Source organism: Fuerstiella sp. (assembly GCA_022447225.1).
Taxonomy (GTDB): Bacteria; Planctomycetota; Planctomycetia; order Planctomycetales; family Planctomycetaceae; genus S139-18.
Map to the genome: position 1 here is coordinate 176,151 of JAKVAZ010000012.1, position 12,862 is coordinate 189,012.

Consider the following 12,862-nt stretch of genomic DNA (forward strand, 5'->3'; position numbering starts at 1 on the left):
CAGCGTACCAGCACGCCTCACGCACGTCATGGAAGGACGACTGTATGCGCGAATTGCGTGGCAAAACCGTTTTCTTGACGGGTGCAGCCTCAGGAATTGGTCGAGAACTTGCACTTCAGCTGGCTGATGCTGGCTGCAATCTGATTCTTGTTGACTGCAATCAGACGGGCCTTGATGACGTCGCCAGGCTAACTGCCGCCTGCGGTGTGAAAGTACACAGTTACCGCTGTGACCTGATGGACAGAACCGCCGTCGAACGTACAGTGAATTCGGCCGTCAGGGACGCAGAACCGATTGATGTGCTGATTAATAATGCCGGTGTTGCCTGGTACGGTTCCACTCACGAAATGACTCAGGAACAGTGGGACCGATTGATGTCGATCAACCTGCAGGCACCGATTCAAGTCACGCGTCTGCTGCTGCCAGGTCTTCTGCAGCGGCCTGACGCTCACATCGTCAATATGTGCAGCATTGCCGGACTCGTCGCCGGAGGACGATTCACGGCGTATCATACCACAAAGTTCGGGCTGGTCGGTTTCACAGAAGCAATTCGGTCCGAATATGCTCGAGCCGGAATCGGAGTAACGGCTGTGTGTTCCGGTCCCGTACGGACTCAACTTTATCAGTCTGCCGGTGGAGCAACCGGCGGAAGCCAGATACCACAACCACCGGCAATCGTTTGTGCTTCAGCCCAACGGGTTGCGAAACTCACAATCACGGCCATTCAGCGAAATCGTCGCATGGTGCTGGTGACACCTCTGGCACATGGATTGTTTCAAATTAAGCGTTTCCTGCCGGGTTTGCTGGATGCGGTGAGTGGATTCAGTCGCAGCAAAAGACGTCGACGTCAGGAAAGACTGTTTCGAGAACAGCAACGACTTGCCAACCTGCACGACTCATCAGATTCCGACGTCCGTGCGGACAGCGAAAACCGGAATCCGGTCCCCCTGAATTGACTGTGACCAGACAGCAGCACTGCAATGAATATTGCTGAATTGGCAGAACGCGCTGCTGCACTTTGTCGACGAACGCGATGATTGTAAATGGAGGTGCCGCCCATCGATGACATCCCCGTTTTTTTTTCTGGTTGGAATGGACCGCCCGCACCGTGTCGAAAATTCGCAGATCATCATTAACTGGTGCGCCAACACGTTCTGTCCGCAGCCCGACAGACCAGTCGATTGTCCGGACTACGGGAATTCTGTTGCCCAAGGCGTGTCCGGACGAGAGCGGCCCCGCCAGATATTCTGACATTCTGGCCAGTCTATCGATCGACGTCATTTTGAAAACAAAGCTAACTGATCGGCAGCCGATGCGTGGTCGCAGTGCTTATCCGGGGTCATCGCCGTGACTCCAGTCAAATGCGGTTTACAGATCTCAACCCCAGTCAACCTGACGACTGCGAACCTGAAGGGCAGTGATCTGTATTCAATGTAGATAATCACAGGCTTACCTTAAGCTGAGCGGCACGAGTTTGGGTAAAATCTGTGACTACAGGCACGACATAAAATTCGGCCACGAACCGGTGGTGTGCCGAAAGACACCACTGAGCGGTTAATCCGGACCATCAGGTCGGAGACCGTCAGTAACGGGCTGTCGATACTGAGTCAAAACCATGCTCGTTGGTACAATTGTCAATGCTGTCGCAGTTGTCGCCGAATTTTGGGAACCACAGACAACAGATGGCGTGGTCAATGGTGTTGCAGCAACAGCAGTATTATTATCGCGCTCCTCTGTCTTGCTGGTTTTACCGAACTGAATATGATCTGCTCTTACAGAGGACCGTTAACTCATCGCAGGAAACCAGAAATCTGGCTGTCCGGACAGTCGGTCAGATAAATACGTTCGACTTGTCAACAGACATTGAATCACCTGCCATGGACGAAATGCAGCACGAATGTGGAATCGCGGCGGTCTATCATCTGACCACCGACCGCACCAGTGAACTGGTGCCTGCTGACGATTACCGTGCAACCTCACAACTGATGCCACGCATGTTACTGGACATGCAGAATCGAGGTCAGCTGGCGGCCGGATTTACAACCTACGATCCTGATCGCAGTCAGCTCATCGATACTCACAAGGATGTTGGTGGTGTCGCGGAAGTGTTTCGCATGAACCACTCCGGCCGTTTCAGAAAATTGATGGAGGAATATGCAGGGCGGGCAGCGATTGGTCATGTCCGTTACGCTACCTGCGGGTCTGACGATCGCAGTTATGCACAACCGTTCGAGCGTCATCACATTGCACGTTCCAAATGGTTCAGTTTTGTTTTTAACGGTCAGTTGGCAAATTATCAGGATCTTCGCAGTGAGATTCTTGCTACCACGGATTTTCACCTCACTCGCGAAACCGACACAGAGGTTCTCAATCACCTGATTTCTCGCAAACTTTCGGATTCTCCTGGTATTTCCGGCATGGAAATTCTGCGGGAACTGGCCGATGAAGTGGACGGAGCCTGGAACCTGGCGTTTTTGAACGCAAACGGTGACATGTTTGTATCAAGGGATCCGACGGGCATTCGTCCATTGTGCTATGCCGTGAACGACTCACTCTTCGCCGCAGCCAGTGAAAGCGTCGCACTGACACATCTTGGCTTCGAAGAAGACACGATTCAGAATATTCCTCCCGGACATGCCGCGATCATTGACAGCAAAAACGGAGTCCGTCTGGAGAAATATGCAAACACCGGCAAACCGGCGCACTGTTTCTTCGAATGGATCTATTTTGCGAATGCAGCAAGCAGATTTGACGACGCGGGCGTGTATCAGTCCCGGAAACGACTGGGAGAACAACTGGCTCTGAAAGAAGACCTTGTTCCAGGTGATGACACCGTTGTTGTCCCCGTTCCGGATACGGCTAAAGCGGCCGCGGACAGCATGGCCTACAAACTAGGTGTCCCCTCCCAGGAAGGTCTCCTGCGAAATCGTTATATCGGCAGAACCTTTATCGAAGGCTCAAACCGCGCCGACAAAGTTCGCGCAAAGTACACAGCTCTGCCGGAGATTCTGGAAGGAAAACAAGTTCTTCTGGTTGACGATTCCATCGTCCGTGCAACCACCCTCAGGGAATTGCTGACTCTGCTGCGACACACTGGTAAGGCCAGAGAAATTCACGTTCGAATCGCATGTCCGCCCATCATCGCTCCATGTTTCTATGGCATTGACATGTCCACCGTGCAGGAACTGTTTGCGCCAGGACATATGGCCGGAGATGTGTTGACGGAAGCTGATGAACGATGCATGGCGAAAGCGATCGGTGCGGACAGCCTGCGATATCTGCCCGTTGAGTCGCTGGCAGAATGTGTGGGATTGCCGGAAGACCATCTTTGCCGTGCGTGCGTAACCCGTGAATATCCCACAGCTGCCGGCAGGCAGCAGTATCAATTAGCTCAGAATTCGAATGCCTGCGGACGCACCTACGACATTGACTAAAACGGTACGTTCTCTGTCAACTGCCGATGAACTGTGACACTCACCTCAGCCAGCATAAGGGGCTGTTGCGGAGTATTGTCATGAGGTCATCTGTCGCTGGGACGACATGATTCGCGTCCACTGCCCTGTCGCCATAATTGCCAGTCCAATTCCCAAACAATTAGCAAGCATATCGATGGGGTCACATACGCGACGGGGGATCATTGTCTGCAGTAATTCTGTAATCACAGCGTGAACCATCAGCAAAGCGAGACACACTCGCCGAACATCGGACCGACAGTGTGAAATCGGAAGCATTAAACTCAGAGTAATTACTGCGTATACACTCAGATGAATCACAAAATCACCGATTGAACGAATGAAAACTGTCGACGTGCGGCCAAATCTGCTCAGCGGATCTGTCGACAGCAGGATCCATGTCGCAAGGACTAATGATGACACCGCAAGGGCCGCATTCGCGGTATGCAGCCTTATATCCGCCTGGAAGAGTCTCGGTGGCATGGAACTTCGCATTACCGACGTATGGACAGGGAACGAAACGGCCGGGTATTCGCTGATGACTCTGAAGATTTCTGAGTCACTAACGGTATCTATACCTCACTGAGGTGCCGTTGTTGCTCGGCTCCGATGCATTGTCCGGCATCCAGGGTTTGAACAGAGTCATCTTCGATACAGTTTGCATGAACGGCGTAACCGGTTCTGAAAGCCCTGAGTTTCTTTGATTAGCAGTGTGGTGTTCAGAACTCAGGGCAGTTGCTCATAAGAAGCCTCAACATCAGCACCATGTCCGGTTTCCCGCATTCGACTGCAGGAGCCAACAGCAGAGACTTCGTCCGTCTATGATGTTGCGACTAAACACAATCGAGGTGCACCGATTTTCTTTTCCGGACACACGTTTAACCAGACACCGTTCACAGAACGGAACACCTGCTCAACCATATTGTGGATGACTGTTTTGAGCGCAGGAAAAAAGAGGGTGTGATCGTCCAGACAGTAACAAACCCGACACCATACAGTGTTTCGAATGTTGCATTAGACCTGGTGTAACCACCGTCCACCGATGTAATACACGATTTGTCAGCGAGTCCACGGCGGTTAGTGAATCACTGCGTTGACGTGTCATACCCACCTCCGCGATGATCATGGCCAGATCGGGGCACAGAAGCGGCAGGAGCCTTCAGAGGGATGCAGTTATCCCCAACTGACACGCCGCACGAAACCCTGTCGCGGAGTCCTCACATATCTCCGCCGTTCAGTGAAAGACGATCGCAAATCCAGTCAAAGATCGACAACTGATTTTGGCCGGTGCATGAATGTATTCGTCGGTCCCTGGCGAGACGCCTGTCAGACAACGTCACAAAGTAATCCGACAGCAAACAAACAATGACAGCAGGTGCAGGGTGCACGGCAGGTGTCTGCTCCTGCCAGTCAATGTGAATGGTCGTCATGCGGTACATCCATTAACCACTCGTCATGGTATGGCGAGGCTACGGATTGAAGACTATTTTTGAAACGGCCGGAGTTCTGCTCCCGCTAATTGGGCCGAATCCCGCTTCTCCCATGTGTCAATCTGACGGAAGAATGTTTTCTGACTGATCGCATGTTCTTCCTGAAGCCGGTAAAGATGAAGTGCCAGCACTTGGTAGTTAACCAGAACTCCCAGAGTTGAACTCAGCGACCGCAGCCTTTTCAGGCGACTCTCAATCTTTGATAGAGTCGCCTGAGAGTTACTCCGGGGATCAAAGTCTGTCTTCAGTACGACCAGCAGGACAGATTCGTCCGATTTCCTGAGTGTCCCTCCGCTTGCATACGGTTTAGACTTCGGGAATTCACGCTCCAACGCCTGTTGCAGCGGCATAAACGGTGTCATCCGAACTGTCCAGTAGGCCCAAAGAAACGCAGTTGCCAAAGAGCCAAAAGTAAACAGCGTGATTACAACAGCGCGTCCCGAAACGGTTCGATGACTTCGATTCGGGTTTTGGTTCATGTTCTGTTTCCACGTCACGAATCGGCAGCCCTCTCATCGCAATTACGGCTGCCCTGGCTTGGGACGAGACAAGTTTCCGGATAATCTACTGTCTCTGTTCATTCATCAGTCGTTCGAATTCAACAAGTTCCTGAGTTTTAGTCCAGATGAGAACACTGTTTGTCAACACGCCTGTTCGGGGGCTTTGTGCCTTTCAGTGCGAATTGACAACATGAACAAAGATGACTGTCAGTACACAGTTGACAACATTACCTACTCAACTGCTAACACGAAATTTGCCGGTCTATGTCTGCTGTTAATCTACTGAAACAACTGATCGAGTTTCCATCTGTAAGCACGGCCACGAATGAACCGGTCAGCGCATTCGCTGAGTCGCAGCTGCAGCGACTCGGATTCGAAACCGAGCGGCTGACATATACAGACCCGGCAGGGGTTGTGAAAGTCTGCATCTGTGGGCGACGTGGTCCGGCGGGCAGAGGGCTGGCATACTTTTGCCATACTGATGTCGTGCCCGCTGACAGCTGGTCATTTTCGGAAAGTGGACCCTGGACGGCATTTCAGTCGAATGGCAGGATCTATGGTCGGGGATCCTGTGATATGAAGGGATCTCTGGCATGTGTGCTCAACGCTATCGAAAGAGTTGAAACTACGTCTTTACCTGTGTTTGTCGTCTGCACTGCAGACGAGGAAATTGGTTATCACGGTGCTGCCAAAGTCGCTGCTGAATCGAAAATTTATCGTGAAATTGTCGATAGCCGATCCTGTGGTCTGATTGGCGAGCCCACACGACTGGGTGTTGTCCACGGACACAAGGGGGGGCGGGTCGGACGAATAGTGTCGCGAGGAGTTGCCGCTCATTCCTCGACCTCCCGCGGACTCAATGCCAATATGGCGATGATTCCGTTTCTACACGATCTGCGGTTACTGAGTCTGGAATGTGAAAATGCTCCGGAGTGGCGAGATGAGCGATTTGATCCGCCGGTGATTTCCATGAATATAGGTGTCAATGACCATACGCGTGCCGTGAATATCACACCGCCGCAGAGCGTCTGCACTTTCTACTTTCGTCCGATGCCGGGCCAGGACGGTGATCGTCTGATCGATGAGATTCGTGGCCTTGTTGATCGTCACGGCCTGGAATTTGAAGTCGTGATGTCAGCCAATGGTCTGTTCACTGACCCGGATTCTGCGTTTATTCGTGAACTGTGTGACCTGACTGGAAGTAACACCACCACAGTGACGTATGGCACCGATGGATCGTTGTTCGGAGAAATACAAAATTTGGCGGTACTGGGACCAGGTGATATCCATCAGGCACATACGGACGACGAGTGGATTTCGCTGGACCAGCTTGCCCAGGGAGTTGACGTTTACGAGAAACTGATTCGGCACTGGTGCGTCTGATTGATCGAAGATCGCAGAAAATTACAAAGCGTGCGACTACCGGGACATTGTATCGCCGTCACGTTTGTCGCTTAAAGTTATGCCGCGCCAGCCTCGTACGTCGATCACTCGTGCGTACGGAGCGTTGTCGAATCCTCCGTCGTCCCTGAAATCTTCATAGTATTCGCTCAAACGCTGCAACTTTCGGTCCGCTGATAATTCGCCTGGATGCTGTGTCTCAGGTGAACGTCCCCAGATAATAATCGATCCTCCCGCTGTTCTGAGCAGGTATTGCAGACCGGATCCTTCGTCCGGACTTCCAGCGTCTGACGGTGCCTGAATTGCTTTCAGATCCCAGATCTCCCATCGCGAACTGCCGGATTCCTCAGGTTTTGTGAGCAGCGCTGCAAGTTGTGCTGCCCCTGTGACAACCGAATCCCCCCAGGCTCCCCCCTGACCACCCTGCGGCACGCTGCTGACGTTTTCAATAATCGGATAACGTGCGATATCGGAACGACTGAAATCACTCCCAGGCAGCACACAACCCGATTCGTCAATCGCATAATATCCTCCGGCCCCGTCGACAATTGCAACCGGCCTGCGATAGGTAACATCAACATGAACCCTTGGCGGAAACGACTTCGTGACACGATGAACCTGTCTGATCCACGGGTGTGTAACAAATGCGGCTGCGATTTGCTCACTCAAATTTGGGTTCTGAAGTGACATCGGAAGATCCAAATCCACTCGATGCAGAATTTCAGCAACCAGATTTTCCGGAATCCATCGCGGTGGCGGTGTGACCGAAATCTCCGCAATTTCCACTTGGTACTCCGGCAGCAATTTTACCTCAGAAAAGGTTTGCCGAAAATGAGGCCACACAACAAATCCCAGCGAGACGGCAGCAGCTATTACCAGTCGCCGAGGTTGAAAACCCCAGCGAATGAATCGCCGGGCTGTCGTCAGCTGACCAGGGCCTGATGTTTTTCGGGAAGACGAACGGCTCATGGAATCATGTGTAAACAGAAGAGGGCGGATAAGTACGAGTTGCTGTGATCTCAGGCACAGACGATAAATCTGTCCTGTACAGGAAGGTAAGTTCCAACACGTGAAAACTTTGCCGCGCAATTCATAAAGTCAATTCTGATCGTCTCAGCTGCCGGGAGATACGTCTAATTCCGCGACTCTCAAGTGTAATAGTTGGATCAGTTCATCCCGCGTCGCTGTATCAACTGGGCAAATTGGGTGGAGATGCCGGATTGCAAGCCCGTCATGGATGTCGAGTGGCTGTCTCCTCGACTGGTAACGGCGAAAAAGACACTGCAGAAGAAAATCGCCAATAGATAAACATGGCGCGTCAGCGATTTTTCCGTCGCCTTCGGTTCATGAAGTAATGTTTTTGACTGATTCTGTGAGTTGAACAGAAATATCAATTAGCGAATGCGATCGTTAGCGATGAAACGATCCATGCCTCGAATGCACACCAGGCAGAGAAGGGCCGGTTATCTGAACTGACTAACGCCGGAGCCCCGATAACAAATCAACACAGCCAACAGGAATTTCAGGATGCAAACCGATCAACGATGTTGCGCGGCCTGCGCGGCAGGGCGACCACGGTATTGTTTAATTAAACAAACCTTTTTTTTCGGACGTTCATTCCTATCGATATCTGTGCCACCTGAAACATAATCCAACCATATGTGTGGTCGGATCTTTTGTGGTGAACGGCATCGGTTCCTGAACGTTCACATTTAACGCCCCGGAGACAGGCTTCGTTGTGAATCAAGCACGTATATGAGCGCCGTGAAAGTCCTTGCACAGTTCGCAGGGATTTGTTTGCTGAATATAATAGGGGATTGCTTCAGTCGTCGTGCTTTGTTGAAGGTTCACTGGAAGTCCCTTCGAAGCCGTTCGACAATCAAGGTCTGCATTAGTTTCGAATGACGTGAGACACTCAGAATCATGAGTAAACGAATTTCATACAGCCTCCTGGACCCGTGGCTGGGACCTCCCCTGAAAAGCCTTTACAAAATTCTGCCGATCCCCCGTCGCTTTCCGCCCGAAGGAATTGTTTTGATCGGACATCTTTTGGCAATTCTGGCGGCAGTGGGATTTGCTTATTCAACCCGGTGCTGGTGGGGCGGGCTCCTGGCCGGACTGGGCGTCCTCGGAAATCACACGGCAGACTGTCTCGACGGAACCCACGCCCGCGTTACCGGACAGTGTCGAAATGGTGGTGAACTTCTGGACCACTTTACAGATCCACTTTCATTTGCCTACTGGCTTGTTGGAATCAGTGTCTCATGTTCCCGCCTGGACCTGGGACTGGCGGCTGTGATCTGTCTGTATGCCACCGCTGTGCTGACAAATATTAAAGCAAAAATCATCGGAGAGTTTGCATTGGCGAGATTTGGACCAACTGAGTTTAAGACATTACTGATCCTGTACGGAATGTTTATGACAGCCCTGGTGAGTTCTGCGTCTCCGTCTGTTACTCCTGAGAACTGGGCTCAGGGATTTTTTGTCATTCTTATTCTGTGTGGTGTCCTGCAGTTGCTCGTCGCACTTTGGGTCAGTGTGCAGGAAGTAAACAAACATGCAACTCCACCGGACACCACAGAATGGATTACAAAACGTGATAATTAGGCAGCACCAAGCGTGTTAAGTGAACATTCCTGTACCAAGTTCAGACCGGCACCAGCGATAGATACTGTGTCTGGCAGTATTCGGCCTATGACACAGCCGGATTATGGAGACGCAGAGATGCTGATGCCGAAGCAAGCTCTGAGTGTCTGCCACTGGCGACGAGCGCCAGAAGCAGCAGGCCAACCATTGTCTCTTCTTCAGCTTCTGCAATCCGAATTGGATATGCGAGTCGCCGGAGAATCTTCTCCTGCAGCAGAGGGCTTCGCCGCACCAGACCACCGGAGACAACCAGGTTTTTGATCTTCTCAAGCCCCAGACGACAGGCGGCTGTCTCGAAATTTTCAGCCATGTTGTCAAAAGCTGCCCGAAATAGATGCCCGATCGTTAGATTTTCGAGGGACATGTTCTGAATGCTGCCACGATCACCTAAAGGCCCTGTGAAAAATGTCAGCTTCACGTCGAGGTCTGTTTTGACTTTCTCTGCCTCCGAAAGAATATATGTCCAGGGGTCGTCGAGTTTCCTTCCCTGCGATTCGGCAAGTTCGCTCAGCAGATTTACCAGGACGTTTAGCGATCGACCGGCGGGCAGGTGAGTCAGCGTATTCAAGTACTGTTTTTCGAAATAGGGACGAACCTGATAGTCACCAGGACTGTAGTCACCGCTCAGGATGCTGACCTGAGAACCGGTCGAAGCATTGATTGAAAGTTCATTTTCTCCAAGCTGGGTGCCGACCAGGGCACACTGGTGGTCCCCGACAGATGGAAACCACGGAACCTTTTTGCCTCGTAGCATAATATGTCCAACAGGACTGTACGGATCGCAAAGCCGGGGCCAGCGCAAATCATTGATGCCCAGTTCACAAAACGCCTCTCTGTGCCACTGCCGTGTTTCCAGGTTCATCGCGCCCAGGGCATTAGTATATTCAGTAACCGGCTCTGCCTGAGCCAGTTGCATTCCGACGAAATCACCCAGTGACATTGGAATTGCTTCGGTTGGAAGCTGACCGTTCTGCCGGAGCCAGAACAGGAGTGCCGGAGACGATCCAACTTTGCACTCCTGTCCAAGTTGTCTGAGTACGTCCTCACCAAGCCGGCCGCACAGACGTTCGTAACAGCTTTCGCCTGCATCGAGGTGTTCCGTCTGCAGACGCTGGTCACGCCAGGAAAGGTAGTTGGTCCGCGGTGTTCCTTGTGTGTCAGCGAGCACGACTCCGGACATCTGAGTACAACTCACGATTCCGTCACAATCACATGCTGCCGACAGCGTCTCCACAACCTTACCAACCCGCCTGGTGACCTCTCGCGGATCAAGCTCGAAATAACCGGCCGGCAAACCTGTCAGTGCAGACGGGCTGGCGACTCGAACCGATTCACCCACGACCTGCATCCGATCCAGATCCCAGACCACTCCCTTAATCGATGTCGAACCGATATCGAGAGTGACAAATTTCATTCCAGAGGTTCTCATGATCTGTCGGCGCTGGACCGTTGCCAGGGAATTTTTAATATGGGAATACAGTCACTCGTCGGCGTCCCCTGAATGGATAACGTCAGCATGTACAAAATTTAATTTTGGTGGCTTAGTCTCAACGGAGTCGCAGATGGACCGGAAACACCACTTCCTGTCTCTCATCTGCAGGCACTGCCCAGGTAAACGTAATGAATACAAGATCACGACTCAAACCGTTTAGCACACGATGCTGACCAACAGCATCAGCCATTGTGCCTGCCCCAATCTTTGGTATGCGCTTCTGCCTGTCGTCTGTCATTCCACTTGGCAGCCATGATTCCAAATCACACTTTCACCCACACAGAATTATCGGACGTCCCCTCACTTTGAAATCGTCCGCAGTTCGTTGTCATCGAACTCTACTGCGTTACCTGAAATCAGTTCCTGACAGGCCCACATCAGAATTGATTCCGGTTAAGGGATACAGATTATTTAGCACTATCTTCTGCCTGGGCGTCGACCTTGATTTCCGGTTTCTTGTCGGTATCCCTGGCCAATTTAAAAGGCGCACTCACTCGGCGGCCCTGTGGTGATACGAGCGGCCTGACCCAAATGTTGCGATACCGTACCGCATCGTGATGATCCTGCAACATAACAGGGCCGGTCTCTGCGTGCGCAACATAGTGCGGTGCCTCCAGGTACGCTGTCGGGCCCAGCAGTTCGAAATGATGCTGCACCAGTATTCCGTTGTGCACTACTGTCACGTAGGCGGGCGTTTCAAGTTCGCCATTTGTACGAAACGTTGGCGCCTTGAAATAAATGTCATACGTATTCCATTCTCCCGGTCGGCGCATAGCATTCACCATCGGTGGTGTCTGTTTGTATACAGACGCCGCCTGGCCGTCGAAGTAGGTTACATTCCTGTAGGAATCCAGAACCTGCACTTCATACAAACCCATCAGGAACACACCACTGTTCCCCCGCCCCTGGCCTTCTCCTTCAATTGCATTTGGAGCGGACCACTCGATGTGCATCTGAATGTCACCAAAATGCTGTTTAGTCGAGATGCTGGTTTCTGTTGGAATGGCAACGCCCTCCTCGATTCGCCACGCATCACCGTTGTCCCATGCCGAAAGATTGGTACCGTCAAATAACACAATCGCATCAGATGGCGCGTCGCTGTCGCGATCGCCCGGCGTAACGACTGGTGGCTCCTGCCATTCCACTCCACTTTTCCATTCCTGAGCATTAGCCATCACACTGAACAATACTGCGACACTACCTGCTGTAATCAATTTGGCTGTCACTCGTCTTTCCTCAGAAGATTTAACGAATCCTGACCGACCGTACACCGATCGTGTTTGACATTCGATTTCCAACAAAAGACTATCGTGCCGCAGGCGGACGACAGATGTAAATCTTCCCTTCCGGGATCTCTATCTACCGAAATTCGGACTGTGTATCGGCAAGTGCGAACATGCCAATTACACGGCCTGATGACAAACACCGTCAACAACGCGTACATCTACCTACCTAAGTTCGTGTCAACGCTTTAGGCGCAGCAAAAAGGCCTTGTCGATTCAGCATCAACAAGGCCTCAATCTAAAATCACCTGTTACCAATTCCCGGGATTACTGCATAAAGAAGTCGGTCGGACCGCGGAAAGTGTAATAAGGATATTGAACGACACCTGCCTGTGAAGGAGAAGGCGGGTACATCATATTTTTTGGTGCATTGACGGTAAACGAATTCCGATGAACCGGGTGAAACGGAAGATTGATCCGCTGACTGGGGTCACTGCACGCCGGACACCCTAAGACATTTTGTCCGTGGCCCTGTTGACAGTATGAATTTACAACTGCGGTCTGTCCCCAGTTGTCTGAGTGAACCTGCGGGCTCTGTGCTCGTGTCAACGGAGATGTATTCACGCATCCGGCCGCAGAAAAACCGAGCGCTCCCGAG

Annotated in this window: 10 protein-coding genes; 5 read left to right on the plus strand and 5 right to left on the minus strand. The window is 51.8% G+C overall.

Annotated elements, in window-relative coordinates; translation table 11 throughout:
- Positions 1-44: 44 nt before the first annotated feature.
- The 3 genes from MK110_14875 (at position 45) to MK110_14885 (ending at position 4,038) form a co-directional block, all read left to right on the plus strand.
- Entirely contained in the window at positions 45-956 is a 912-nt protein-coding gene (locus MK110_14875; GenBank protein MCH2212585.1) for an SDR family oxidoreductase, read from the plus strand.
- An 894-nt stretch (positions 957-1,850) separates the two neighbouring features.
- Positions 1,851-3,434 (plus strand): amidophosphoribosyltransferase, encoded by a 1,584-nt coding sequence (locus tag MK110_14880; GenBank protein MCH2212586.1) that lies wholly within the window; start codon positions 1,851-1,853, stop codon positions 3,432-3,434.
- Between the two features lie 358 nt (positions 3,435-3,792).
- Complete coding sequence (locus tag MK110_14885) at positions 3,793-4,038, plus strand: hypothetical protein (GenBank protein MCH2212587.1); 246 nt, start codon at positions 3,793-3,795, stop codon at positions 4,036-4,038.
- Between the two features lie 631 nt (positions 4,039-4,669).
- Here the strand turns inward: MK110_14885 and MK110_14890 are convergent.
- Both MK110_14890 and MK110_14895 read right to left on the minus strand, forming a co-directional pair.
- Positions 4,670-4,882: a hypothetical protein gene (locus tag MK110_14890; GenBank protein MCH2212588.1), complete on the minus strand. Its 213-nt coding sequence runs from the start codon at positions 4,880-4,882 to the stop codon at positions 4,670-4,672.
- A gap of 53 nt (positions 4,883-4,935) precedes the next feature.
- Complete coding sequence (locus MK110_14895; GenBank protein MCH2212589.1) at positions 4,936-5,421, minus strand: hypothetical protein; 486 nt, start codon at positions 5,419-5,421, stop codon at positions 4,936-4,938.
- Between the two features lie 285 nt (positions 5,422-5,706).
- On the opposite strand from MK110_14895, the gene MK110_14900 reads away from it, so the two are divergent.
- Entirely contained in the window at positions 5,707-6,825 is a 1,119-nt protein-coding gene (locus MK110_14900) for a M20 family metallopeptidase (protein MCH2212590.1), read from the plus strand.
- A gap of 36 nt (positions 6,826-6,861) precedes the next feature.
- On the opposite strand, the gene MK110_14905 is transcribed toward MK110_14900, so the two are convergent.
- Complete coding sequence (locus tag MK110_14905) at positions 6,862-7,812, minus strand: hypothetical protein (protein MCH2212591.1); 951 nt, start codon at positions 7,810-7,812, stop codon at positions 6,862-6,864.
- Positions 7,813-8,766: 954 nt separating this feature from the next.
- Here MK110_14905 and MK110_14910 point away from each other — a divergent pair.
- On the plus strand, positions 8,767-9,450 hold the full coding sequence (locus MK110_14910; GenBank protein ID MCH2212592.1) for a CDP-alcohol phosphatidyltransferase family protein: 684 nt from the start codon (positions 8,767-8,769) through the stop codon (positions 9,448-9,450).
- A gap of 85 nt (positions 9,451-9,535) precedes the next feature.
- On the opposite strand, the gene MK110_14915 is transcribed toward MK110_14910, so the two are convergent.
- On the minus strand, positions 9,536-10,903 hold the full coding sequence (locus MK110_14915; GenBank protein ID MCH2212593.1) for a hypothetical protein: 1,368 nt from the start codon (positions 10,901-10,903) through the stop codon (positions 9,536-9,538).
- Between the two features lie 485 nt (positions 10,904-11,388).
- Positions 11,389-12,207: a DUF1080 domain-containing protein gene (locus MK110_14920; GenBank protein ID MCH2212594.1), complete on the minus strand. Its 819-nt coding sequence runs from the start codon at positions 12,205-12,207 to the stop codon at positions 11,389-11,391.
- Between the last annotated feature and the right edge of the window lie 655 nt (positions 12,208-12,862).

Coding starts and splice junctions, on each gene's coding strand:
- MK110_14895 (MCH2212589.1), bottom strand. CDS start 5,421: ATGAACCAAAACCCGAATCGAAGTCATCGAACCGTTTCGGGACGCGCT.
- MK110_14875 (MCH2212585.1), top strand. CDS start 45: ATGCGCGAATTGCGTGGCAAAACCGTTTTCTTGACGGGTGCAGCCTCA.
- MK110_14905 (MCH2212591.1), bottom strand. CDS start 7,812: ATGAGCCGTTCGTCTTCCCGAAAAACATCAGGCCCTGGTCAGCTGACG.
- MK110_14890 (MCH2212588.1), bottom strand. CDS start 4,882: ATGACGACCATTCACATTGACTGGCAGGAGCAGACACCTGCCGTGCAC.
- MK110_14915 (MCH2212593.1), bottom strand. CDS start 10,903: ATGAAATTTGTCACTCTCGATATCGGTTCGACATCGATTAAGGGAGTG.
- MK110_14900 (MCH2212590.1), top strand. CDS start 5,707: ATGTCTGCTGTTAATCTACTGAAACAACTGATCGAGTTTCCATCTGTA.
- MK110_14910 (MCH2212592.1), top strand. CDS start 8,767: ATGAGTAAACGAATTTCATACAGCCTCCTGGACCCGTGGCTGGGACCT.
- MK110_14885 (MCH2212587.1), top strand. CDS start 3,793: ATGAAAACTGTCGACGTGCGGCCAAATCTGCTCAGCGGATCTGTCGAC.